This is a genomic window from Phaeobacter sp. G2 (assembly GCA_025163595.1).
Taxonomy (GTDB): domain Bacteria; phylum Pseudomonadota; class Alphaproteobacteria; order Rhodobacterales; family Rhodobacteraceae; genus Pseudophaeobacter.
In genome coordinates this window covers 2,851,225-2,876,809 of the sequence record CP104100.1, presented here as the reverse complement: position 1 = coordinate 2,876,809, position 25,585 = coordinate 2,851,225, and the positions used below count along the sequence as shown (strand labels likewise).

19 protein-coding genes and 2 pseudogenes are annotated in these 25,585 nt (G+C 55.2%); 13 read left to right on the top strand and 8 right to left on the bottom strand.

Annotated features, from left to right (window positions below; translation table 11 throughout):
• Nucleotides 1-71: 71 nt before the first annotated feature.
• A complete protein-coding gene (locus N1037_13590) occupies nt 72-1,391 on the top strand; it encodes an ATP-binding protein (GenBank protein UWS78306.1) in 1,320 nt (439 codons plus the stop codon).
• 38 nt (nt 1,392-1,429) lie between these two features.
• Here the strand turns inward: N1037_13590 and speB are convergent, their stop codons facing one another.
• The gene (gene speB, locus N1037_13585) at nt 1,430-2,413 is read right to left on the bottom strand and encodes an agmatinase (protein ID UWS78305.1); all 984 of its coding nucleotides are present in this window, start codon (nt 2,411-2,413) and stop codon (nt 1,430-1,432) included.
• 308 nt (nt 2,414-2,721) lie between these two features.
• On the opposite strand from speB, the gene N1037_13580 reads away from it, so the two are divergent.
• Nucleotides 2,722-3,159: an ester cyclase gene (locus tag N1037_13580; GenBank protein UWS78304.1), complete on the top strand. Its 438-nt coding sequence runs from the start codon at nt 2,722-2,724 to the stop codon at nt 3,157-3,159.
• A 220-nt stretch (nt 3,160-3,379) separates the two neighbouring features.
• Here N1037_13580 and N1037_13575 read toward each other — a convergent pair whose 3' ends face one another.
• Nucleotides 3,380-3,841 (bottom strand): hypothetical protein, encoded by a 462-nt coding sequence (locus N1037_13575; GenBank protein ID UWS78303.1) that lies wholly within the window; start codon nt 3,839-3,841, stop codon nt 3,380-3,382.
• A 452-nt stretch (nt 3,842-4,293) separates the two neighbouring features.
• Between N1037_13575 and N1037_13570 the strand changes: the two genes are divergently transcribed.
• Together N1037_13570 and N1037_13565 are read left to right on the top strand one after the other, a co-directional pair.
• Nucleotides 4,294-5,016 (top strand): DNA adenine methylase, encoded by a 723-nt coding sequence (locus tag N1037_13570; GenBank protein ID UWS78302.1) that lies wholly within the window; start codon nt 4,294-4,296, stop codon nt 5,014-5,016.
• Between the two features lie 226 nt (nt 5,017-5,242).
• Nucleotides 5,243-6,645 (top strand): annotated as a pseudogene (locus N1037_13565) (IS1182 family transposase).
• A 332-nt stretch (nt 6,646-6,977) separates the two neighbouring features.
• On the opposite strand, the gene N1037_13560 reads toward N1037_13565, so the two are convergent.
• Both N1037_13560 and N1037_13555 read right to left on the bottom strand, forming a co-directional pair.
• On the bottom strand, nt 6,978-10,853 hold the full coding sequence (locus N1037_13560) for an HYR domain-containing protein (protein ID UWS78301.1): 3,876 nt from the start codon (nt 10,851-10,853) through the stop codon (nt 6,978-6,980).
• An 888-nt stretch (nt 10,854-11,741) separates the two neighbouring features.
• On the bottom strand, nt 11,742-13,127 hold the full coding sequence (locus N1037_13555) for a transposase (GenBank protein ID UWS78300.1): 1,386 nt from the start codon (nt 13,125-13,127) through the stop codon (nt 11,742-11,744).
• 286 nt (nt 13,128-13,413) lie between these two features.
• Between N1037_13555 and N1037_13550 the strand changes: the two genes are divergently transcribed.
• On the top strand, nt 13,414-14,079 hold the full coding sequence (locus N1037_13550; GenBank protein ID UWS78299.1) for a TrkA family potassium uptake protein: 666 nt from the start codon (nt 13,414-13,416) through the stop codon (nt 14,077-14,079).
• Nucleotides 14,080-14,081: 2 nt separating this feature from the next.
• Nucleotides 14,082-15,425, top strand: coding sequence for a TrkH family potassium uptake protein (locus N1037_13545; GenBank protein ID UWS78298.1), 1,344 nt, complete (start codon nt 14,082-14,084; stop codon nt 15,423-15,425).
• 426 nt (nt 15,426-15,851) lie between these two features.
• On the opposite strand, the gene N1037_13540 is transcribed toward N1037_13545, so the two are convergent.
• Nucleotides 15,852-16,055, bottom strand: a complete 204-nt coding sequence (locus N1037_13540) for a helix-turn-helix domain-containing protein (protein UWS81363.1) — start codon at nt 16,053-16,055, stop codon at nt 15,852-15,854.
• 146 nt (nt 16,056-16,201) lie between these two features.
• Between N1037_13540 and N1037_13535 the strand changes: the two genes are divergently transcribed.
• From N1037_13535 to N1037_13525, 3 genes are all read left to right on the top strand, one after another.
• Entirely contained in the window at nt 16,202-16,573 is a 372-nt protein-coding gene (locus N1037_13535; protein ID UWS78297.1) for a hypothetical protein, read from the top strand.
• Nucleotides 16,574-16,608: 35 nt separating this feature from the next.
• Nucleotides 16,609-17,772, top strand: coding sequence for a hypothetical protein (locus N1037_13530; protein UWS78296.1), 1,164 nt, complete (start codon nt 16,609-16,611; stop codon nt 17,770-17,772).
• Between the two features lie 423 nt (nt 17,773-18,195).
• Complete coding sequence (locus tag N1037_13525) at nt 18,196-19,266, top strand: PQQ-dependent sugar dehydrogenase (protein ID UWS78295.1); 1,071 nt, start codon at nt 18,196-18,198, stop codon at nt 19,264-19,266.
• A 371-nt stretch (nt 19,267-19,637) separates the two neighbouring features.
• On the opposite strand, the gene N1037_13520 is transcribed toward N1037_13525, so the two are convergent.
• Nucleotides 19,638-20,243 carry a DUF1415 domain-containing protein gene (locus tag N1037_13520; protein ID UWS78294.1) on the bottom strand — a complete coding sequence of 202 codons (606 nt, stop codon included), beginning with the start codon at nt 20,241-20,243 and terminating at the stop codon, nt 19,638-19,640.
• A gap of 255 nt (nt 20,244-20,498) precedes the next feature.
• Here N1037_13520 and N1037_13515 point away from each other — a divergent pair, with 255 nt between their 5' ends.
• Nucleotides 20,499-21,113, top strand: coding sequence for a hypothetical protein (locus N1037_13515; protein UWS78293.1), 615 nt, complete (start codon nt 20,499-20,501; stop codon nt 21,111-21,113).
• A 1-nt stretch (nt 21,114) separates the two neighbouring features.
• Complete coding sequence (locus tag N1037_13510) at nt 21,115-21,744, top strand: hypothetical protein (GenBank protein ID UWS78292.1); 630 nt, start codon at nt 21,115-21,117, stop codon at nt 21,742-21,744.
• A gap of 1 nt (nt 21,745) precedes the next feature.
• On the opposite strand, the gene N1037_13505 is transcribed toward N1037_13510, so the two are convergent.
• On the bottom strand, nt 21,746-22,813 hold the full coding sequence (locus N1037_13505) for a hypothetical protein (GenBank protein UWS78291.1): 1,068 nt from the start codon (nt 22,811-22,813) through the stop codon (nt 21,746-21,748).
• Between N1037_13505 and N1037_13500 the strand changes: the two genes are divergently transcribed.
• Both N1037_13500 and N1037_13495 read left to right on the top strand, forming a co-directional pair.
• Entirely contained in the window at nt 22,812-23,510 is a 699-nt protein-coding gene (locus N1037_13500; GenBank protein UWS78290.1) for a hypothetical protein, read from the top strand. The two genes, N1037_13505 and N1037_13500, sit on opposite strands and share 2 nt — an antisense overlap.
• A gap of 3 nt (nt 23,511-23,513) precedes the next feature.
• Nucleotides 23,514-24,461, top strand: a complete 948-nt coding sequence (locus N1037_13495) for a hypothetical protein (protein UWS78289.1) — start codon at nt 23,514-23,516, stop codon at nt 24,459-24,461.
• Between the two features lie 215 nt (nt 24,462-24,676).
• On the opposite strand, the pseudogene N1037_13490 reads toward N1037_13495, so the two are convergent.
• Nucleotides 24,677-25,075, bottom strand: a pseudogene (locus N1037_13490) (transposase).
• Nucleotides 25,076-25,585: the final 510 nt, after the last annotated feature.

Genomic DNA, 25,585 nt, shown 5'->3' with positions numbered 1-25,585 from the left:
AGAGGTCCGGCCAAAACGTAGCGGGGCCAATCTGTCTTCACACTTGTGGCTTGCGCCGTTAGTATTAGCCTATGTTCTTCCAATGGCTCAAACAATATCTGCCGCGCAGTCTTTATGCCCGTGCGGCATTGATCCTGATCATGCCTGTCGTTGCCCTGCAACTGCTGGTCACAATTGTCTTTATCAAACGCGATCTTGAAGATGTGACAACGCAGATGACCACAACGGTTCTGCGCGAAGTTTCCCTGCTGCGGCAACAGGCGGGCGAGACTGCGGACCGGGATCTCTATCTGCACCGGCTTGAGCCCTTTCTGGCTCCTTTGACTATGACAGCCCGGTTTGTGGAACAGGATGCGCCACGGCCACAGGATGAGCTTGGCTGGGATGAATTTTCTGGCCGGGTGGTGCGGGATAAATTGCGGCATGAACTGGAGGGGTTTGTTGCGGTCAAATTTCCCGTAACTCGTGAGTTCCTGCTGTATCTTGACACCCCGGCAGGGATCCTGGAGCTGGGGGTGGATCGGCGTCGCCTAACCGCTGCTGCACCGCATCAGTTGATCGTTACCATGGTGTTCTTTGGGTTCTTGATGACGGTGATCTCCTTTGTTTACATGCGTAATCAGTTGCGCCCTATCAAGAAACTGGCCGATGTCGCCCAGGCCTTTGGCCGCGGGCGCAACCTGCCGTATTCGCCGCGCGGGGCCACCGAAGTCCGGGTGGCGGGCAGTGCCTTTCTGGATATGCGGGGGCGTATTGAGCGCCAGATCGAACAGCGCACGCTGATGCTGTCCGGGGTGAGCCATGATCTGCGCACGCCGTTGACGCGGCTCAAGCTCAGCCTGGCGATGATTGACGAGGATGAGGCAGAACCCATGCTGCGTGATGTCAGCGAAATGCAGGCGCTGCTCGATGCTTTTCTGGATTTCTCGCGGGGCGCCTCCACCGGGGAGCCAGAGCCGGTGGATCCGCAAAAACTGGCGGCTTCTGTGGTGGAAGATTGGCGGCGTCAGAACAAGGACGTGATGCTGGGAGAGTTGAGCGGAACGGGTACGGTGCCGCTGCGGGCGCAGTCGATGCGCCGCGCCTTGGAAAATCTGATCTCAAATGCGGTACGCTATGGCACCCGGGCGCGGGTTTCTGTCACCCTGACAGAGAAATCCATGCGCCTGCGGGTCGAGGACGACGGCCCCGGCATTCCGGCGGCTCAGCGGGGCGATGCGGTGCGCCCCTTTGCCAGGCTGGATCCGGCGCGCAACCAGGATCTGGGCTCGGGGGTTGGGCTGGGCCTTGCCATTGTTGCCGATATTGCCCGCGCCCATGGCGGCATGCTGCGGCTGGGCAAAAGCAAAGAGCTTGGTGGTTTGCAGGCCGATATTGTCATTGGGCGCTAGCTAGCCGTTGATCACGACGCCGCAGCTGGCGAGGAGTGTCAGCTTGGCTCGCTGTGGTCCTTGCGAGCATGGAAAATGAAACCGATGAAGTTGAGCAGCAGCTGCGCCGCCAGTATCTGAGTGCTTTCGCTGGGGTCATAGGCGGGGGCCACCTCGACCAGATCAATGCCCACCACATCGCCGCGTTGGGCCAGGCCCTGCAGGATCTCCAGCACATCGTAATAGAGAAAGCCGCCGTGGCTGGGGGTGCCCGTGCCAGGCGCGATGGAGGGGCAGAAGGCATCAATGTCGATGGTCACATAGTAACGCGCGCCCTTTGGCAGGCGCTCCAGCACGGCTTGGGTGCCCAGTTTGCGGACTTGGCGCACCGACAGGATATCAGAGCCACGCGCCCGTGCATCGTCATAGCCGTCCTTGGCGGTCGACGAGACATTGCGGATGCCAAGCTGGGTCATGCCCGCGACGTAGTCTTTCTCGATGGCGCGGCGCATTGGGTTGCCATGGCCATTGGTGACGCCGTGCCTGGTATCAACAAAATCCAGATGTGCATCAATCTGCACCACATGAATCGGGCCATGTGCCGCGCAGTCCTCGGCAAAGGCATTGATACAGGGGATATTGATCGAGTGGTCGCCACCGATGGTAACGGGCAGGGCGCCCGCGTTGAGGATGTTGCGGACGCCAAGTTCGATATTGGCGTGGCTTTCTTCGGTTTTGGTATGGATGATATCTGCGTCGCCAATATCGACCATCCTGACATCTGCGCCCAGATAGGTGGCGTCATCTTCGTGGTCATAGGCACCGGCATGGCCAAAGCTGAACAGGGTCGACGCCTCGCGTACTGCCCGGGGACCAAAACGTGCGCCGGGGCGCCATTGGGTGCCAAAATCAAAGGGGGCGCCCAGAATGGCGACATCCGCATCAATCGCGGTCCAGTCGGCAACATAGGGGGATTTCCCAAAGGTGGAGATCCCCACAAAGGGAAGGTTCAACCGGCCTGCCTCATATCCATGGTCTGACACGCGTATCTCCTGTTGTTTTGTCCAATGTCACCAAGGATCATGGTAGACTTTATGTCCCGCGACCAGCCATCTTAAAACAGATGTGTTTACCCTGTGTCAGGCCGCAAAAAGAGTGTTGGTCGCGCCACAGTCCAGACGGGAATGCTGGCGTGTTACCCGTTCTTATTTATGAGGAAAATTGTTGTCTCTTAAGGTTTCAGTCATTGCTATTTAGCAAAACTGACTTCGCAGGTTTGTGCTTGGAGGCGTTGTCAATTACGTGTCCTTCTGCGAACGGTGCGAGAATGAGACTGGAATGCGATTACACTATGACTATGACCAAACGGGATGTCGTTGGACGGTGGTTTTCAGAGATTTGGGACGCTGGAAACCTATCCGCTTTGGACAAGCTGCTTGCACCCTCCTTGGGAGAGGATGATCCGATTTATTGCGGCCTGGCGCTCCGCAAAGATCTGCCATTTCTGGCAGAGATGTTTGGTCGCCTGATGGGGCCGATGAAAACCGAAATTCTTGTTTATCTGGAAGACGGGGACTGGGTCAGTGTCTATTACAGAACCGTTGCTTCCGGCCCGGATGGCGACACCCCGATCAAGATTGAGAGCCTGTTGATGTTTCGCTTTGAGCAGGGGCTGATCGCTGAGTTGATCTCCAAAATTGACAGTCTAGCCCTATTTGAGCAACTGGGGCAGATGCCGCCCGATACCTTGTTGGGGTGTTTTTCCGGGCAGCGGCTGACCTGGAAATAACCATATGGCCGCAAGGCCCCCAAGAATGAGCGCCCTCAACATGATCGGCAGTATAACACCTGACAGAATGCTCAGGCTTTCTATACGATGGCGCAGGCCGCTTTGGGGGGGGGGCTGAGATGGGGAGCCCGAGGTTGCTGCCTTCAGCGGATGGCGCCGGTGTCGCGTAAAGTGAGCCGTGGTCGTGACCCGTTGGCGCAGAGGTGGCCCTGGCCTTCGCTCAGATTTCTATCGTGTGGCTTTTGATTTCATTGATCCGGTCTCTGAAAAAGTAGTCGAACCGAATACGAACGCTTCTCCCCTTTCTTCCCTGAAGATTGAAGTTGAATAAGGCGTTGGTCGCCCCTGGTCTGACCGGGCGAGGGCTATCGAAATAGAGAGTTCTTTCGCCTTGCGGTGGAGAGGATGGTTTGGCGTGGCGCAGCCTTGCTTTCCAAGAGCTGGCGGAGGCGGATTTTACTTCAAGCACGACGTTGCTGGCGCTGGTCACACGAATGCGTACCGTGCGCCAATTGTCAGAGCTGCTGATCTCTTCGCCCCTTCTCACTACTTCAAAAATGGGCTCCGGGCGTCGTGCTTGTTGGTTGAGGAGGCGGGTTTGTTTGAAGCTGCTATAGGCGGCAAGGCAGGCGGCGAAAGCGGAAATTGCGGCGGCAATGAAGGTCGCGTGTTGCAGGTCCAAGATAGAGTCCCATTCGAATATCATTGGCGTGTGACGAAAGGTGCAAGCAATCGGGGTGTTAAACAATCCCAGGTTGTGTGCGAAAACACTGCAGGACGCGGATCGCCATGCGACGCCTTCGCTGACTGGGGGCAGGCGCGCCTGCAAGTGGCCCCATATCCCCTTCGCTTGCCGCTACTGCTGGCCAGTTGTTCCGATCGGGCCAGTGAGCTGGTGATACCACCACCCCGCGTGCCCGCCGATCTGCAGCGGCCCTGCGCCGGATACACCGGCCCGCTGCCGCAATCTGAGGGCCAGATCTCGGATCCCTCATCGCCGAGGCGGGGGGGATCGGGTGCGCTAACACCCGTTCCCACGCAGCCTACCGTTCAAAGCGGCTGCGCCGACATCACCAATCAGAAAATGTCGCCCGACTCTCGCGAGAGTGGGCACCCCATATTCTGGAATCAGCAATGACAACAATGACAAAGGTGCGCCCTGCCGCGCCCGTCGCCCCCTGGCTTGGGGGCAAAAAGGCCCTGAGTGCCCGTATCATCACGCGCATCGAGGCCGTCGACCATGCAACCTATGCCGAGCCTTTTGTCGGCATGGGCGGTGTTTTTCTGCGCCGCAGCTGGAAGCCGCAGTGCGAGGTCGCCAATGACTTCAATGGTGAAATCACCAATCTGTTCCGCATCCTGCAGCAGCATTTGCCGCAGCTGATGGAGGTCATGCGCTATCAGATCGCCTCGCGCCGGGAGTTTGAGCGGCTGCGCAAAACTGATCCCGCCACCCTGACCGATCTGCAACGCGCGGCCCGGTTTTTGTATCTGCAGCGCCAAGCCTTTGGCGGCAAGCTCGCTGGTGTCTTTGGCGTGGCCACCGATCGGCCATCCAGGTTCAGCCTGTCGCGCCTGGGACCAATTCTTGAAGCAGCCCATGAACGGCTGGAAAGCGTCATCTTTGAGAACCTCGACTGGTCTGATTTGATCCGTCGCTATGATGGCAGCAAGACGCTGTTCTATCTAGATCCGCCCTATTGGGGCGGTGAAAGTGACTATGGAAAAGGCTTGTTTGAGCGCAGCGCCTTCCAGGCAATGGCGGAGCAACTGGGTGCGATCCGTGGTAAGTTCATTCTGTCAATCAACGTCTGCCCCGAGATTCGCGAGCTGTTCGCCGGGTTTGAGTTTGAATAGGTGCGGTTGAAATATACCGTTGCCGCAGGTGGCGCGACAGATGCGGCCGAGCTGATCATATCCAACTTTGAACCGCGTATCGGGCTGATCTGATAAGGGGGGCATTGGCTGGCGGGGCGCAGTGGTCCCGCCAGGTTGAAAGGGCTTATTTTGTTGAAAAACTCATGTTGATTTGGGGGGCGAGTACTGATTCAATTTACCTGTGAATGCGGGGGGGGGATTGACGATGTTAGGACCGAAGCAAGAAGCCCAAGGCGCACTGTTCTATGATTTTTCCTTCGACGATCATGTGCCGCAAGATCATCTGTTACGTTCGATTGATCGCTTCGTAGATTGGTCGAGCATCCGCCCACATCTTGCAGAATTTTTCAGCCATACAGTTTTTCAGCCATACAGGCCGTCCCTCGATTGACCCCGAGCTTTTGATCCGCATGTTGCTGGTCGGGTATTGCCTTGGCATTCGATCTGAACGCAGGCTATGCGAAGAGGTGCATTTGAACCTTTGCCTATCGCTGGTTCTGCCGTCTTGATCTGAGCGCCCCAGTTCCTGATCATTCCACTTTTTCCAAGAACAGGCATGGTCGGTTTCGTGATAGTGGCCTGCTGCGCCATCTATTTGAAACCACGGTCGCACGCTGTATTTCGGATGGTCTAGTGAGTGGCCAACGCTTCGCTGCCGATGCCAGCTTGATCGAGGCAGATGCGAATAAACAGAATTCCGCGCCGAAGGAAGATTGGAATGTATCTGCGATAAATCCCGAAGATGCGCCGCGTGCAGTGCGGGAATATCTTGATGTGTTAGATCATGAGGCCTTTGGTGCCGCGTCAAAGGTCGAGCCTAAGTTCACATCGCATTCTGATCCTTCCAGCCAGTGGACTGCAGCCCGCAAAGGCCCTGCTTTCTTTAGCTATTCCACCAATTATCTTATCGACACTGATTACAGTGTCATCATCGAGGTTGAAGCCACAAGATCGATCCGACAAGCTGAAGTTGGGTCTGTACGCTCGATGTTGGATCGGGTCAAAGACACCTTCAACCTGCATCCGGAACGCATCATCGCAGATACGGCCTATGGTTCAGGCCCAATGCTCGGTTGGCTTGTCGACCGCAAGATAGCACCGCACATTCCGGTGATTGATAAGGCCGGGCGCACTGACGGTACATGGTCACGTGCGGACTTCGAATGGGACGCCGAGAACAACCGATATGTCTGTCCAGAAGGCGAACCATTGAAACAGTTTCGTCGAAATTTTTCCGACCCAAGCCGTTGCCCGACCGGCAAAGGCGTCGCCAAGTATCAGGCCTTGAAACATACCTGCCAAGCCTGCCCATCTAAGATGAAGTGCTGCCCAAAAGCAGATGCGCGCAAGATCACCCGCGAAGAACATGAAGATGCCCGACAGGTCGCCCGCGATATCGCAAAAACTAAGCAATATGCGATCTCAATGCGGCTGCGAAAGAAGGTCGAGATGCTCTTCGCACACTTCAAACGCATCCTGGGGCTGGGACGGCTCCGAATACGAGGACCATGCGGAGCAAATGACGAATTCCTGCTTGCCGCCACCGCCCAAAATCTCCGCAAACTAGCCAAGATCTTTCCTGCATCGCAGCAAGCGCGCAAGGCCTGACAGGAAAGGCGCTCGGGTCGCCCTGAGAACCAATCTTTCTGCATCAGCAACACGTTGTTTTTCCACAAAATCCGCGAAAGCCAGGCCTTAGCTGCGTCTGCGATGGTTCCGTGTCAGACAGGCAAAAGCGGGCATTAAAACCCTAATGGATCGGATCCTAATGCTGTGCTGCGCATCAGGGTTCGCTGTGCCCAGGGTCGCGCAAGTTGGAGGGTCGCGGCTTTACTTTTGCCAACAGTATATCCGGCGTTGATGTGTGCTGGCGTAGCCCACCCCTAGGAGCGAACAAAAGGGGCGGCCTGTTTTGGGCCGCCCTTTTTGATTTGTGAGCCTCAGAACCGGAAGCTGTACTGGAGGTTGAGCCCGAAGCTTTCATAGCCCGCAGCGCCGAGCCCGTCGTAATCGGCAGCGCCTGTGAGCAAACCGCCATTGGGCCAGGTATAGGCGAGACCAAATCGCAGTGCGGCGCGCCAGCCGGAGTAGGATGGAATGACCGATTGTGCCACTGCGGTGCCGCTGGTTGAGGACCAGATCCCCGAGATGCCTCCAGTCAAGTCCAGCTTGCCTTTTGCCACGGTCACCGGATGCGCGACATCAAGACCAAAAGCGGCTTGGCGCAGGTGGATCTTCTGGGCACCGATCCGATTGCCGAGGCTGTCGGTATAGGCCTTTTGCTCTTCATTGGCATAAGAGACGTCAAAGAAGGGCGTCAACAGGCTGCGACCGTAGTCGACTGTGCCCGAGAGCTTAGCCTGGGCCAGTACCCGTGTGGTGGTGAAATCATCCTCATAGGTGCCAAAGGGCGAGATCCGGTTTGAGGTTTCACCGTATAGCAGGCGGCCTTCCAGATAGAGGTTCGGCGCGGGCAGCTGGGCCACCACATAGGGGCCGGCCATCCAACCGGTGCCACTGACAGAGGCTGCCCCGTCGTCTTGTGACTGGTGATCAAACTGCAGCATGGCACCGATCAGCAGTTGTCGATTCACCGTGATATGTCCGCCCAATACGCCAAAGGCATATCGGGTCTCAGTGCTGTCGTTCTCGCTCCAGTTACCTTTCAGGTTGAACCAGATCGGCTGACCCGAGCGCGAGGCGATATTGAAGGTGCCGACGGCGCGGGTGACCGAAACATCGACGCTGCCCTGCGGGGAACCGGCGCCAGAGAGGAAGCCGCTCAGGCCGGGCTGATTGGCGATCAGCTGATTGGCGCGCGACTGCATAAAGCCCGCGATCTGTTTCTGGGTCTCGATCACGGTGGTGTCAGTTATCACCAGGGTATTGGATGCGGTGGTGTCGTTGCCTGCCGCATCTTCGGCGGAGGCCGCAGGCACCTGCAGGCTGATATCGCCATTTCCAGTGCCGGTGATGCGGGCGGTATAGACCGCTCCAGCCCCAGTCAGGCTTGCCACAGTGGCATTGGTCGCGGTGATATCTGTGGCGTCAAAACCAATGACGGTTTCGCTGAAGGTCACGGTCACATCAAAGCCAAGAGCGACGGATTGACCATTGGCGGGGCCACCGCTGATTACCACATCCGGCGCAGTTGTGTCGGCATTGGCAATGGTCGCCAGCGAGGTGTTGCCGCTGTTGTCTGTTGCGGTAACCTGCACATTTCCGCTGGGCTGGGCCGCTGCCGATGTGACCGAATAGCTGCCCGGTGCTGCGGCGCTGATGTTTGCACTGCTTGCGGCGCGGGCAAAGGCGCGGTTGGTGGTGCCGCCCGAGGCGGTTGTCTGCTGTTGCGATTGATCGGGGAAGGTGATGGTCAACAGCGCACCGGGTTCGGTGGTGCCGGACACCATCAGGCGCTGATCAGGGAGAACGTCAATATTGGCGACTGTTGGTGCGGAGGGCGGCGAGACATCGGGTTCAGAAATGGTGACGCTAAAGCTGACCTGAGCGGCGGTATTGTCGTCTGTATCCTGAGCGTCCATGGTCACGATTGTGGTGCCAATAGGGAAGTCATAGGCGCCGCTGAGCACCGTATCGCCGACCCTGTAGGTGATCACCAGATCTCTGTCGGCGTCATCGCTGACCGCGCCAAGGCCGGTCACATCCAGCGAGGCGCTGGTGGCATTGAGCTCTGCAATCACCGTCTGGGTGTCTGGAGCTGTCAGCACCGGCGCGGCATTGCCAAAGACGGTAACGGTAAAGCTGGCCTGGCTGGCGGCATTACCGGTGGCATCTGCCGCATGCATGGTGACGGTGGTGACGCCAATGGGGAAGTCATAGGCGCCGCTGAGGACAGTCTCGCCGACCCGATAGGTGATCTCCAGATCGCTGCCGAGATCATTGTCAGCCACCGATCCAAGGCCAGTGACATCCAGTGACACGGTGTTGCCATCCAGCGCAGTCTGGGCTGTCTGATTGTCCGGCGCGGTCAGCAGTGGGGCCTCGGCATCCAACACGGTGACAGTAAAGCTGGCCTGTGCGGCTGCGTTATGATCCCTGTCTGTGGCATCCATGGTGACGGTGGTGACCCCGATGGGGAAGTCATAAGACCCGATGACTGGCTTGTCCTCGATGCTGTAGGTGATGGAAAGACCAGTATCGGCATCATCACTAACTGCGCCAAGCGTGGTGATATCCAGCGCGACAGAGGCAACCCCTGTTGGGGCGGTCACGCTCTGGTTGTCCGGCGCGGTGATCACCGGTGCGGCATTACCAACAACAGTCACAAGGAAACTGGCCATATCGGCTTCATTTCGGGCCGCATCCTCCGCTGTCATAGTGACGGTGGTCTCACCAATGGGGAATTCATAGGCACCGTCCAGAAGGGTACCATTCACCCGGTACGTAATGGCGATAACACTGTCGACGTTATCGGAAACCGAACCAAGGCCGGTGATATCCAGGGATACGGTGCTGCTATCCAGCGCCGTTTGGGCGCTTTGATTGGCGGGCGCGGTAATTACCGGGGCCTCGGCGTCACTGACCCGAATGCCAAAGCTTTGCTGCGCGGCGGGATTATGATCCGTGTCCGTGGCATCCATGGTGACGGTGGTGACGCCGACAGGAAAGGCATAGGCGCCGCTCAGGACCGTATCGCCCACCCGGTAGGTGATGGCGAGAGAGCTATCGGCATCATCACTAACCGAGCCAAGCTCTGTCACGTCGCGTGTGTGGGTGTTTTCACCGGCATCGGTATTGGCAGAAATGGCGCCGGGGGGCGTCAACACAGGTGCGGCATTGCCAACAACAGTCACAATGAAGCTGGCCATATCGGCTTCATTTCTGGCGGCATCTTCCGCCGCCATGGTGACGGTGGTCTCGCCAATCGGGAAATCATGGGCACCGTCCAGAAGGGTACCATTCACCCGGTACGTAATGGTGATAACACTGTCGACGTTATCGGAAACCGAACCAAGGCCGGTGATATCCAGGGATACGGTGATGCTATCCAGCGCCGTTTGGGCGCTTTGATTGGCGGGCGCGGTAATTACCGGGGCCTCGGCGTCACTGACCCGAATGGCAAAGCTTTGCTGCGCGGCGGGATTATGATCCGTGTCCGTGGCATCCATGGTGACGGTGGTGACGCCGACAGGAAAGGCATAGGCGCCGCTCAGGACCGTATCGCCCACCCGGTAGGTGATGGCGAGAGAGCTATCGGCATCATCACTAACCGAGCCAAGCTCTGTCACGTCGCGTGTGTGGGTGTTTTCACCGGCATCGGTATTGGCAGAAATGGCGCCGGGGGGCGTCAACACAGGTGCGGCATTGCCAACAACAGTCACAATGAAGCTGGCCATATCGGCTTCATTTCTGGCGGCATCTTCCGCCACCATGGTGACGGTGGTCTCGCCAATCGGGAAATCATAGGCACCGTCCAGCGGGGTAACACCAACCCGGTAGGTGATGGGCAGGTCACTGTCGACATTGTCAGCCACTGACCCCAGATTGGTTACATCCAAAGATACTGTACTGCCGCCTAGTGCTGTTTTGGCGCTTTGATTGGCGGGGGCGGTGACCACCGGGGCCTCGGCGTCACTGACCCGCACGGTAAAGCTGACCTGGGTCGCAGCATTTCCGGCGTTGTCGGTGGCATCCATGGTCACGGTGGTCTCTCCAATCGGAAAGTCATAGACGCCCGACAGGGTGGTGGTGCCGATCCGGTAGACAATGTCGGCAAAACTGTCGATATCGTCAAAACCAGAGCCAAGATTTGTTACATCTAGCGCGGCAACAGACTTGCCTGTGTCGGTTGTCACCGCTTGCGTAGCAGGAGGCGTAAGCACTGGGGCGTTGTTATCGACGAGCCGGAGGGCGAGTACATAGTTCGTGTGATAAGTATACGAACCGGCACGGTAATAGTTCCCGGATGCATTTACTAGCGTATCCCTTTTCAGCTCAAAGCTGAAGCCCATTTCGCGCGTTTCGGCAAAGGATGCCCCCACTGCCCACATCCTGGTCAACGTCACATCACTGCTATCGATGTTCAGACAATCTGCGATCGCAGTTTCGGAAATCGGCGGAGAGGAGGAGATTTGGCGACCGTACTCCCAATAAGTCGCGCTGGCGTAGGTGTCAGGAAACCCACTCAAACGGATTAAGGCAGTGTCAGGATCGAAAGAGAGCTCCACCTCCACCCTACAATCACCAAACTCATAGGAGTCATTCTTTGCTTCGAACTCCTCGAAAGCCAGAGAAGGTGTTGGCAAAATCATCACTGCAAGTAGAGCAGCTGTCGAAGCCAATCTCCAGTTGAACCTCATCAGGGTCTCCAGTCTGAACTTGATGTCTTGTTCCGAGTACTACTCTGGCAGATGTTAGCGATTGATGAAGGCCGCTGGGTAAGTTCGAAACTTAGCCCCTTTCCCTCCAGGGCTCCGCAGCCTCTAGCTTTTCAGTCCCAGCATAGAACATATCTGGCTGAGACGATGAGACTGGCAGAGGATACAATCTGCGCTGTGCTGACCTTGGTGTGCAGCGCAGCATGTGGGTTTCTCTCGGCCAGGGCTTTGATGGCCGCTTTTGCCTGTCTGGCACGGAACCATCGCAGACGCAGCTAAGGCCTGGCTTCCGCGAATTCTGTGGAAAAACAAGGTTTTGCTGATGCAGAAAGATTGGTTCTCAGGGCGACCCGAGCTCCTTTCCTGTCAGGCCTTGCGCGCTTGCTGCGATGCAGGAAAGATCTTGGCTAGTTTGCGGAGATTTTGGGCGGTGGCGGCAAGCAGGAATTCGTCATTTACTCCGCATGGTCCTCGTAATCGGAGCCGTCCCAGCCCCAGGATGCGTTTGAGGTGTGCGAAGAGCATCTCGACCTTCTTTCGCAGCCGCATTGAGATCGCATATTGCTTAGTTTTTGCGATATCGCGGGCGACCTGTCGGGCATCTTCATGTTCTTCGCGGGTGATCTTGCGCGCATCTGCTTTTGGGCAGCACTTCATCTTAGATGGGCAGGCTTGGCAGGTATGTTTCAAGGCCTGATACTTGGCGACGCCTTTGCCGGTCGGGCAACGGCTTGGGTCGGAATAATTTCGACGAAACTGTTTCAACGGTTCGCCTTCTGGACAGACATATCGGTTGTTCTCGGCGTCCCATTCGAAGTCCGCGCGTGACCATGTACCGTCAGTGCGCCCGGCCTTATCAATCACCGGAATGTGCGGTGCTATCTTGCGGTCGACAAGCCAACCGAGCATTGGGCCTGAACCATAGGCCGTATCTGCGATGATGCGTTCCGGATGCAGGTTGAAGGTGTCTTTGACCCGATCCAACATCGAGCGTACAGACCCAACTTCAGCTTGTCGGATCGATCTTGTGGCTTCAACCTCGATGATGACACTGTAATCAGTGTCGATAAGATAATTGGTGGAATAGCTAAAGAAAGCAGGGCCTTTACGGGCTGCAGTCCACTGGCTGGAAGGATCAGAATGCGATGTGAACTTAGGCTCGACCTTTGACGCGGCACCAAAGGCCTCATGATCTAACACATCAAGATATTCCCGCACTGCACGCGGCGCATCTTCGGGATTTATCGCAGATACATTCCAATCCTCCTTCGGCGTGGAATTCTGTTTATTCGCATCTGCCTCGATCAAGCTGGCATCGGCAGCGAAGCGTTGGCCACTCACTAGACCATCCGAAATACAGCGTGCGACCGTGGTTTCAAATAGATGGCGCAGCAGGCCACTATCACGAAACCGACCATGCCTGTTCTTGGAAAAAGTGGAATGATCAGGAACTGGGGCGCTCAGATCAAGACGGCAGAACCAGCGATAGGCAAGGTTCAAATGCACCTCTTCGCATAGCCTGCGTTCAGATCGAATGCCAAGGCAATACCCGACCAGCAACATGCGGATCAAAAGCTCGGGGTCAATCGAGGGACGGCCTGTATGGCTGAAAAATTCTGCAAGATGTGGGCGGATGCTCGACAAATATACGAAGCGATCAATCGAACGTAACAGATGATCTTGCGGCACATGATCGTCGATGGAAAAATCATAGAACAGTGCGCCTTGCGCTTCTTGCTTCGGTCCTAACATCGTCAATCCCCCCCGCATTCACAGGTAAATTGAATCAGTACTCGCCCCCCAAATCAACATGAGTTTTTCAACAAAATAAGCCCACTTCGGAAAGCCTCTGGTGCTGCGGCTGCACAGATCACGTCCGCTTCGGGCTGACAGCCGTCATTTGACGGCTGGAACCTGGTGCGGAATCGCTGCGACCTTGCTGCTGTACCCCCGCATGTCCGCTTAGAGCCCATGTTGACAAATTGCTACGCCGCAGCGACGTTCGCCCAACTGTGAATAGAGATCGTGAGTTGAAGACATGAAAAAATCTGCCAGCCGAACTTTTGGTGTAATAGGGCTGGGCAACTTTGGCAGTACCGTCGCAAAGGAGTTGCAGCGGTTCGGCAATCACGTCATCGGGGTCGACATATCCGAAGCACGCGTTATGACCCTTGCCGATACACTCTCTCAGGCCATGATCGTGGATGCGCGCGATGATGCGGCTTTGCGGGAAGCGGGTTTCGGTGATTGTGATGTGGCCGTTGTTGCCATGGGCGATGATCTGGAGGCCAGCATCCTTGCGGCGATCAACCTCAAACTTGTTGGAGTTCCGACCGTCTGGGCCAAAGCTACGACCAAGACGCATCACAGGATTCTGAGTAAACTTGGCGTAGACAGGATCATTCACCCTGAAGTCGAGGTCGGTCAACATATCGCGCAGGTTTTGCATAACCCGCTGGTGCGTGACTATGTCAGTTTGGGCAATGGCTACCACGTTGTAAATTTCCGCATCCCTGAAAGCCTTGAAGGCAAGAGCCTGAAAGACCTGCCCCATGGCGATAAGTTTAATCTGCGTTGCATCGGGGTTATGCGCGGAACTGAATACGTCGGGCAGGATGCGACAGGATGCCAACTGGAACGGGATGATCTTCTACTATTGCTCGGCCAACGAAAAGACCTGCGCACCTTCGCAGCCAGCCTGTAGCCATGGCATTCCGGCCCTCGAACCTGGTGAAACGGTTCGCGACTTTGCGCATGCCGCCTCCCGCGGTTCTGGTGCTCTTCTACCTCGCCTTCATCATCTTGGGTGCCCTCCTGCTCTGGCTACCGATCTCGCATCACGGTGATATCGGACTGAGCGATGCACTGTTTACATCAACCTCTGCCGTAACCGTGACAGGGCTTGTGCTGGCCGATACGGGCGCTGCTTTCACGGGCTTTGGGCAGGGTGTGATTGCCGCGCTTATTCAACTCGGCGGGTTGGGCTTGATGACCTTTGCGGTGCTATTGCTTGGGGCGCTTGGCATTCCGGTGGGCATGCCACAACGCCTGATCCTGCGTGAAGACCTGAACCAGACATCGCTGTCGAACCTTACCTATCTTGCGCGCGTCATCTTGGTCATCGCCCTATTTTGCGAAGCGATCGGAGCCGCCTTGCTGGCCTTCGTCTTTGTTCCGGAGTTCGGCTGGCATGGCATATGGCAGGCGATTTTCCATTCTATTTCGGCCTTCAATAACGCGGGCTTTGCGCTTCACCCCGACAGTCTCTCTCAATGGGTGGGAAACCCGCTGGTCAACATCGTGATCCCGGCCCTCTTCATTCTAGGAGGGCTTGGGTTCATTGTCGTGGTGGAAATCTATCAGAAACGCCAGTGGCGCAAACTCTCGCTGCATTCCAAACTGATGCTGCTCGGAACCGGCATTCTGATTGTCTGGGGGAGCGTCATGTTCGGCCTTCTCGAATGGACGAACCCCAACACCTTGGGCCCGCTGAGCACCGGCGATAAACTATGGGCAAGTTGGTTTCAGGGGGTCACACCGCGCACGGCCGGGTTCAACACGATCGACACCGGCGGAATGCATGACAGCGCGTCCATGTTGACGATGACACTAATGTTGGTTGGCGGTGGCAGCACCTCGACCGCAGGAGGGATCAAAGTGACAACACTCTGCGTGTTGTTGCTAGCCACGGTTGCATTTTTCAGGCGCCAAACAACATTGCACGCCTTCGGGCGCTCCTTGGGCGTCGATGAAGTGATGAAGGTCCTCGCTCTCACGACCATTTCCATGCTTCTGGTTCTAACGGGCATTTTTGTGACCTCGATCAATCACGATGGCGAGTTTATCGACTTTGCCTTTGAAGTCACATCGGCATTTGGAACAGTAGGCCTGTCGCGCGGGACAACCGGAGAGCTTGATGGTGTCGGCAGGGCCATCATCATGGCGACGATGTTTGTAGGTCGGGTTGGGCCCCTGGCTATCGGGTTTTTCCTCGCGACCCGAAGTGCGCCGAGGGTAAAGTACCCTGCAGGGCAAATATATCTTGGGTAGCCAAGAATAGGTCGAATGACCGCTTTTCCCGCAGTGCGGTCATCCATCCATGGTCAAATGCTGCGTCCTGCGCGAATGTCCGCAATGAGGGCTGCTTGCACGGCATTCGAACTCCCTCGCGAGCGGCGGCTATGGGCCGTCAAGCGTGATGCCCTGGTGCCGCCAGCTCGACTTTGCAAAGGGTGCTTTTGCGCACAGCCGACGTCAACACTTTGTCTGGCACAAGCTAGATCCCTGCCTCTTATGTCCTGACCAGCCTCATCGACGAAAACGGCCCTTTGCCGACGTTCATTCTGCAATCTTGATGCAGCGGCGCGGCCCGTCAGAGCGGACCTCCACCGAAAACGCAGCATTTGGGCATCTCGAATGAGCTAGTTGCGGGACAAAACGAGCTTTCGCTACGCTTCGTGTCAACGGTGGCGATCCCTATTTAGGCCTTCTGATGGAAGTTGGAGAGCGCCCATAGAGCTTCGCGAAAGCAGCATTAAAGCGTCTCACGCTGCCAAAACCCGCTTGGAAGACTATACCCGTTATTGGGAATATCGTCGTGTCCAGCAGCTTTTTGGCGCGTCCAACACGAAGGGTTTGAGCCGTTTGAAGTGGAGAGGCCCCAACATGTTTGGCATACAGCCGAGATAGATGCCTTTGGTCGGTTCACACAGGATCAGAGAACTAGGGAACACTTCATGGGTGCGAATTCTTGAACAGTTCATGCAATTGTTGACACCCTCATGATGGTAACGCATGTTTTCACTACAACTTATAGGATCTAAATTATGGGAAAATACAAAGTTTCAATCGATAAAATTGTCTGCTTGGAAAGCGCTGATCCAAATGGCCATGATGAAGTCTGGTTACTGGCGCAGGGCGATGCAGGTACACCAAATCGATACCCGCAAGCTGCAACTGCCACTTATTCAATGAATAGCTCTGGCGATAGTACATGGATGATAGATGGAGATTTTACATTTGAATTCGACCGAAGTGCGATCCTGACCCTATATGAGCAGGATCTGAAGCTCGATATCAACACGACAGATTTTCTGGGAAATGCACGCTTCACTAGTGGCGCTGGTGCCTCTGGCACCAAGTCATGTACGAACGGCGATGACTCCAGCTACCAAGTCTATTTCACGATGACCGGCTGACCAGCTAATCCGGTGGTCTAATTTGGAGAAAATTTATGAACACATTGAAAGATTTAGTCGAGCAGCGTCTTCAACAGTCGGAAATGGTTCAGACGCTTGAAGCGGCTGACGTGGCCGATATTCAGAGCGCTACAGGCGATCTGAATATCCCTGAGTATTCGAAAGCCGGACAAGAAGCCCTGAAAGCAGCGCATGACGCATTCGCTGCAAGCGATGTGGGCATAATGCTGAGCGCCGAAGCCTTTGAAATGTCGCCTGCGAAAGTGATGCAAACGCTGCCGAAGATCAGGGAAATCCCGGAGATTGAGGCCCTTGCCAAGCTGGCCCGGCAACCCACATTGATGTTTGCAACTGAGGATTCTCCGATCAAGGAATGGGTCAAGGAGTTTGTTGAGGAACATGCCCCACAGTCAGTTTTGATCCAGTTTTGTGCGACAGCTGATATCGTTGCAGTCAGCGGCACCGTGTATATCGGATTTGCACTGAATTTGACCGATCTCAATCAAGCCTCGCTATACGTTGGCGGAGGAGTAGGTGTTGGGCCAGGGGCGCTTGTCGCCGCGGGGCAAGGGGTTGGACTTACCGGCAATGCTTATTCGGGCATGACGGGCGCGTGTGTTGGCGTTGATGGCGGAGGCGCCTACGTCGCTGGTGGCCTGATAGATGTCTCTGTGGGTATCAATGCACCCTACTTCCCGGTCGTGACACATATCAACCTGGCTGGATGGAGCGGTGTCGCCTATTTCCTCGAAGGTGCCGGCGGAGGCGCCGAAGGCTATGTTGGTTTTACCCTCAAGCTTGTCGATGAATCACTGCCCAATATGGTTCAGCCAGACGCGGACAACTACCTGGTCATCTATTCAATAAACTGCATCAAACGGAACGACACCTCGGGCAAAGACGAAATCACCTTCGACGTCGCGATCGACGGAAACTATTACACCAAATATCTGTATCCGATGTGGGACCACTATTCTATCGCGGAAGGCGGGGTTTGGGATGTAGGATATGGGGTCAAGTTCAACAATTCCTTCGTTCTGACGCTATATGAAAGCGGAGAGGAAATCACCAACTGGACGGTGACCACCGCCAATCTGACCACTCCGAGCGGATACAGCTACCTAGAATACTCGGTTTCGGGTGTGTTCGCGAACGATGTCGATTACAAGATCACCCTCTACACTCCTCCAGCGCCTTGAAATGAAGCGCGGTTTGCACGAGTTCATGTTAGCCCCACCGGCCAACATGAACTCGACGCTGCATTATGTTTGTGCTCACTCAACAAAGGCATTTTTTGGGTGGGACAATCCGTGTAACCACACACGCAGCAACAACCCCGGCGTCGGCGATCGTCATTGAGTGGACGGCCCAACGTGGACTTTGGCCTGCTCGCCAATCGCTGCGGTGCAGCTTCCCAAGGCCGGCCATTCGCGCAATACGCAGCATTTTGTTGCCTCAAACGTCGGTTTGCTTCCATTTATGCGCCATGCAGTTTGTGACATGCGCGCGCACTATAGCCATGCCGCTAAGCGCACGAAAATGGATCGTCGGCGTTTCGAACCCGTTGGCTTGTAGCTGCAGCGTTGCACCCTATGTTTCTTCGAACAGATGCGGAGCATATCATGATGAGAAAACTAGTCACGGCGCTTGCAGCCCTGCTGTCCTCAAGTGCCATTGCCGCCGCCCAAACCCCGTTTGGGTTTGAGGCGATAGCGACCTTGGAGCAACCCTGGGCCATGGCGGTCTTGCCGCAAGGTGGGTTTCTTGTAACGGAAAAGGCCGGGCGTCTGGCCCATGTTACAGCCTCGGGCGAGGTTCAGACGATTGCAGGCGCACCAAGGGTAACAGATGACGGACAAGTGGGTTTGCACGATATCGCCCTGGCGCCGGATTTCCAGGCTTCGGGATTGGTGTATCTGACGTGGGTCGATGGCACCGACGGGGGCGCGTTGCGCCTGGGGCGGGGGCGGCTGGATCTGGGGGCGCTGCAACTGGCCGATCTGCAAGTGATCTGGCGTGCAACGCCCATGGGAGGCAACGGCCATCCGGGCGCCATGATCGCCTTTGGTCCCGACGGGCACCTGTTTCTGACCAGCGGTGATCGGCAGTTGGGCGATCCGGCACAGGAGTTGGGCGACAGCAGAGGCAAGATCCTGCGTCTGATGGCAGACGGCACGCCCGCCAGTGGCAACCCCTTTGCCGATGCCCCCGAGGTCTGGACCCTTGGCCACCGAAACCCCTACGGCCTCACGTTTGACGGAACCGGCCGACTTTGGTCGCACGAGATGGGCCCGCGGGGCGGCGATGAGCTGAACGTGATCGCGGCCGGCCAGAATTATGGCTGGCCACTGGTGTCAGAGGGGAAGAAATATAGCGGTCGTTCTATCCCCGCCCATGCGACGCGCCCCGAGTTTGCACCGCCGATGATCGAATGGACACCGGTCATCGCCCCAGCGGGGATGGCTTATTACGATGGTGCAGTCTTTCCCGAATGGCGCGGCTCATTGTTGTTGGGCGGACTTGCATCGCAAGCCTTGGTCCGTGTCGAGGTTGGCCGCGACACCGCGTGGGAGGTTGACCGTTGGGGCATGGGCAATCGCATTCGCGATGTGGCGGCCGACGCTGATGGTCAAATCTATGTGCTTGAAGACGGCAGCGAGGCCCGCCTGCTGCGGCTGACCCCCAGCAACTAGCGTCAGACGAGAGGGATGCGGACATGTGCCAGTATCCACTCGCACAGCACGCAACTATGAAATCAATGGGTTGACGTGTGAAGAACTGTTTGCCGTCTTGCTTCTAACCCATCAACGTGACCGGCCGACAGCAGACCTTGGCCAGATTAACTAACGCTGCGATGCAGCTTCCCCAGACCAGACGCTGGGGGTTTCGGTGCTGCATTGTGACTCGTCTAAGGTTTACGCCGCCGAATTTGCTGCCGCGTACCACAGAGTGTGACCATAGCACTGCCCCAAACCTGATGAGCTAAACGCTCGCTCAGTATAATCGACCTGTGGTCCCAAAGAGCTATGACTCCGGGCGGGATTACAGGCCACCGCAATCGGCCTTATTTCCCCCAGGGGCAGAGTGCCTCGACCTGTCGGCGACCGAGCTTCTTCAACGTTTCTATGTTATCCAAATAAATCTTCTCTGGGTTCGAAACGTACGCGAGGGTTTTGGTCATCTGGTCTTGACGCAGAAGATGTATGGTTGGATAGGGCGAGCGATTGGTGAAATGGCTTAGATCGTCCGGAGCCACACCGTCAAATTGGTATTGAGGATGAAAGGATGCCAGTTGCACATCCTCTGTCAGCTCTGCTTGCTCCAAGAGTTGCTGAAACCAATCGAGTAAGTCGAGGTAATCATCGAACTCTTCTAAACCTTGGGTAAACATTAGCAGGCTGGTGGCGATGTCATTTTCGTTGGTCACGAGCAGGCGCTGAAGTTCCGTCACAAAAAACTGCTTTAGATGCGCATCGGTCGTGGCGTCACATATAGCATAATGGACTTGGTCTCGGGCTATGACGCTCGAGGAAAATGGGCAAAGATTTAATCCTACCACCATTTGATCAAGCCATCGACGAGTGTTTCTCACCACGTCATGATGAGCTGTCGATAGTGTTTTTGGTCCGCGCTTTTTAATAGAATGGATCCCTTCATGTTTGGCAGACATTCAGCACGTTCTGCCCATGGTTCCTATTTGTTTGCGAAAGCGAAACCCATCGAAACGGTGCAATCACTACCGTGTATCGTGTCATGCCATCCTGCGCCATAGCCGAGAACGGCCCGAAACGGACCTTGGCGTACAATGCTGCAAACGGCAGCTTTGAGCCCTAGATTTCCAAACTCAGAGCGAAAAATCTTTTATTGACGAATAGGTGGCGTCGAGTAGCTTCAAAGAAACGGTCGTTGAATTCAGGATATTCATATGATTTTTCGTAGCGCATTGTGCATTGCTTTGCTTCACACTTTGCCCGCATCGTCGCAGTCCTTATCTGCTGCCGATGTTTTGGCGCAAGTCGATCAAAAAGTAGCACGGGCGAATGAGTACCAACAATTGCTCAATGACCCCGATCCAGCGCGCTCCATGGCGGCAATGGAAATCATGCTGGGCTCGGGAGACGCGACGCTTGAACGCATGGCGCTTGACTACGGCCTTTACAGCCCGAACCCCGTTGTGCGCCGCACAGCATTGGACGCGTTTTTCTCGGCGCAGCCTACCCTGGGCATCTACCTGACCCAAGCCGAAGGCGAAAAAAATAGAAAATGGGACTATCATGCGACCCGAGGAAAAGGGTCCGTCCTTGAAGATGGGCGCATCTTTTACAGCACACAGATCGGCAAATATAAAGAAGATAAAAACTGCTACACAAGGTTCGAAAACGACGACTGCCGCGTACGCGTGTCGGACACGGAAGTGGGCATAACAATTTGGGGTAACTGGCACTCTTTGACACTTAACGATCAAGGTCAGCTGGTTGGCAGCGGAGCGTTCCCCCACAGCAACAAACCTGTCAAAACATCAATCCAGATCGGAAACTAACATGACTAAATGCTTCTTTTGGGGGGCAGCGCTCTCGATTCTTGCGGGTGCCGCCAGCGCACAATCTCTCTCGGTAGCCGACCTTCAGGCGAAGATTGATGCCGAGTTGAGCAAAGGCAATGAATACGTTGAGCTGCTCAACGATCCGGACCCGGCCCGCGCGCTTAAGGCCATGGAATTGATGCTGGAATCCGGTGATGATGTTCTTGTCAAAGCCGCTTTGGATTACGGCATCTATAGCCCCGACAAAAACGTTCGAAATCTCGCGATCAAATCCTTCCTGGACACATCACCGCGCCTAGAGATCCAGTTTGACGGGAAAAAGGCGGATCGTGCAGATTTGGAAAGGGTCATCGGTAGCCTCTATGGGCTAAACCCGAATGAGGACGGCTATGCCGTGACCACGCTGGACATCGAGGGCTATGATAGTGACGCCAATTGCTACATCATGAAAAACCGCATCGCAAATTCGAGTTGTCTTTTAAAGATTGTAGGTGAGGTCGTTCAGTATCGTTCGACAGATCAAAGATGGTACGAGATGGAGTTCTTGGACTCTGGGGCGCTCACTGCGGCCACGATTCAAAGCTACAATGTAAGAGCGGAAGTTAAAGTAACGATTCCACTGCGCTAGATCATCTCACGCGCACCGTGCTTATGCCTATCGCCCCGTTCTCCCACGCGTCATTGACCGTGATGAACACCCAGCGGGCCAATGTCGGCGCGCGTGAAAAGTCAAAGACACCGTCGGGTCCCATTTCGGCCGCGCCAAAAAAGCGTGGCCGATTGCCGTTTGGGGCAGAGGACACATCGATGCGAATGTTGCGCGGGATGGCGAAATCCGCGTCAACATCCGAGAAGACGCGCACATTCGATAGGGGGACGGCGCCGGGTGACTTGATTTTGAGCGCGATGCGATTAGGGCGGGGCAAGTCAAACACATAGCTGCCGTCGCCTAACATATTAGCCTCTGCGACATCGGGGTAGATTGGCGGTCGCGACGCGCGAACAAACTCGAGAGGAAGGCTATCACCGTCATCGTTGCTTGCTACGGGAGTAAACTTGGACGCAGCCGCTTGAAATCCCGCTTTGCGGTTTAGGCGGCGCGCAAGGTTCAAGTGCAACTCTTCAATCCGTATAAAGCGCCCTTCGGTTGCCGAGAGCGCTTCCACGATCATTCCGATTGGATTCTCACCATCAAAGAGAAATGCGCCACTGGTGCCTTTGTATAACTCGCTGGAGCCTTCCTCAATGCGTGCATCAAGCGTCAGGTAATCTGTCTTCATGACGGACATAGAAATGCGTTCAACTTCTCCAGACGGTAGCAAGCGTAAGAGTTGTGCATGTCTTCCAGAGGCAACATTCACTTTGCTGGATAGGTCATCAAGCGTCGTGACACATTTTTCCTCAACGGGGCCGCGCACAACGCCTATGGCAAAATCCATCCCTTCCCAAAACGGTGTTTCCACCAAAGCCCCAGAGTGAACGACGGGGGCGGATGAGAACACCGTAACGCGCCGTTTATTATTTGCGACGTGTTTTGGGGTTAGCACATAACACGTCGAGCCATGCTTTAGGAGCATACCATGGCCAAGCTCATCCCCGCTTTGCACGGTGACGGTTTGGGAAAATACGGGGGTGATACAGACAGTGAAATACAATATACTTGCTGCAAGTAGCTTGATCAGAGAGCGTAATTTCATGTTTTCAAAAATTCTTTTCGCAGTGATGGCTATCTGCCCGACTATGCTTGTTGCCCAAGAACATGGCAAAGCAAAACTTACGGCAAACAATTTCACTGAGGTCGTAAACGAGGCCGCTGAAATTTCCGGGGCTCGACTCGTTGGATTGGTGCAGTTTGGACCGTTGCCGAAGAACTCTATAAGCGTTTCAGCACATATTCCAAAAGGATGGTCAGGCGCCACGGCATGTTTGTCGGTTTTGAGTGTCGATGGGTTCTATCAGAGCCAAGGGTCTTACAATGTGTCGGAAGACTGGGCCGGGGGGAGTATTGTCCTCGACTACCCGACGAAAAATCCAAAGCATGTTCGCACAATCCAGAGTGGAGAGATTGCACCACTCCTGACCCTTGGGCCTTGCGGGGACGGCAGGGATGATAGCTCCCTCGTGTTTTGGGGGGAGCAATCTGAAGAGAACGTCGCGTTGCTTTTGAACACGTCTCGTTCGGAAGAAACGTTCGTGTACTTCCCGAACAACCCCGACATTGCAGACGTGTCGTGTGATGTCGTCGAGTTTGATAATAGAACCGCTTTCGACACTGTTTGTGTATTGCCGAAAAGCGTGATGTCTATTGCTCCACTAGTCGCTGGGACCGTGTCGTTCAAAAGGGGCGAAATGGGGCGAGAAGTAGAGTTCAAGCTCCATTTATCGGAAGAATAATAGATGAAAACTACCGATGAGCATTCGGATACAAATTCTATCTCCAAGAGAATAGGTATTTCTATTGCTCTGACTGGCGTCACGTCTTTACTTACCGCGTTCCTCGTTACCTTGGCGTTTGGCGTCGGTGCGGATCGCACAATTTTGATTTCAGCCCATTCCGCCAGCATGGAAATCCAGTTTTCTGGAGATGCGGGTTTTTGGGACCTTGGCTCAGTGCTCGTTTGTGAACCTCTGGTCAAAATCGACAGATCCAGAACGCGCGGGACCGACATTTGCGACCCGAGACGGTATGAGCAAAAGCACGAGATCGTGAGTCTGAAGTGGCAAGATGGCAGCCATATTGTTGTATCGACGAACGAGGAAGGCTCGCTTGAAATCCTTCTGAAAAATGTCGCTGAGTATAAATCAGGCACAATACTCCATTTGCCACGAGCCGAATGGTCAGCATTGGGTGCGTTGTCGTTTTCCGGCTTTGCTCACCTAGGACAGGTTGCGGCGACAGGTGAAACAAAGCTTCTGACTTCAGGCGCGTACGATATCCGAGAAAAGCCGTTCCTGATGAATGCAACTGAGATCATCAAAAATGGGAGTTTTAGGCCAGGCGAAAAGGTTGGGGTTTTCCGAGATGATGGGAAAGAACAAAGCCAAACGCGTGTGTACGGATACGTGTTACCAAGCCAGCATGGCCCGAAGAACTTCCAAGTTTCTTTAGTTTCCGAAACAGGACCTTCAAAGATATCCGTTAGCTATTTGGGTGGAGAAGATCGTATCGAGATCGCGCCTAATTGGATTGATCGCTCGATTGCGAGCCCACTTATCCTCGCGCTATCCATCCTCGTTCCAGTTTTCCTCGCAATCGCGCAAATGCTTTTAACAGCAACTAACAGTTTGGGCCCAATCGGCGTGCCTGCAGCTTTGAGACGCTTCAGAAGAAGTATGAGGCGATAATAGCATACTAATTGAGAAGGTAGATTCGTCATAATTTTGTGAGTTTTTCAAGACATCCCGACCTTCGTCAATTATTCTTAATGGTCGGGCGTGGCTGCACAGCGGACCTCGGTGCAGAGCGCAGTGAATGTCTGGTTTCCGCGGATTCTGTGGAAAAACAACGTCTTGCTGATACAGAATGATTGGTTCTCAGGGCGACCCGAGCGCCTTTCCTGTCAGGCCTTGCGCGCTTGCTGCGATGCAGGAAAGATCTTGGCTAGTTTGCGGAGATTTTGGGCGGTGGCGGCAAGCAGGAATTCGTCATTTGCTCCGCATGGTCCTCGTATTCGGAGCCGTCCCAGCCCCAGGATGCGTTTGAGGTGTGCGAAGAGCATCTCGACCTTCTTTCGCAGCCGCATTGAGATCGCATATTGCTTAGTTTTTGCGATATCGCGGGCGACCTGTCGGGCATCTTCATGTTCTTCGCGGGTGATCTTGCGCGCATCTGCTTTTGGGCAGCACTTCATCTTAGATGGGCAGGCTTGGCAGGTATGTTTCAAGGCCTGATACTTGGCGACGCCTTTGCCGGTCGGGCCACGGCTTGGGTCGGAATAATTTCGACGAAACTGTTTCAACGGTTCGCCTTAGGGTCTTAGATTCTCGGAGGGAAGTGAACAGCCGAAGGCAACGACGGTGGGCGTTTGGGCCTCCCAGCAAGAGAATGGCGTTCTGCGTGGCTTCACCGAATGCGGTGAAGAAAATTCGAACGATATTGAGGGAAGCGTCCTTCGAAAAAATCGAGGGTGTGGAGTAGAGTTTTTCCATTGATCTAACCTTATGTTACCGCCGTTCGTGGCGGCTTCAAGCGCTCGGTCTCCCTCCTTTTTTCCAAGCGTGTGATGCTACTGGCTGTCCTGAGCAGCAGAAGGTATTTCGGCCAGTGCATATGTTTTTCTTCGGCACGTTTTCCATTTCGTGCTCTCGCAAGGAGGAGCACGAAATGGAAAAATCTTGCCAATGTCTTTGCTTCTTTTTTCCCTCGGCGCGCCGTGCGACTGAAGGAATGCAGCAATCCTATTTGACACGGCCCTAAGCGGGAGAACGGGGCTGTCTTACATCTGGAAAATTTGAAAGACTCGCAAAGC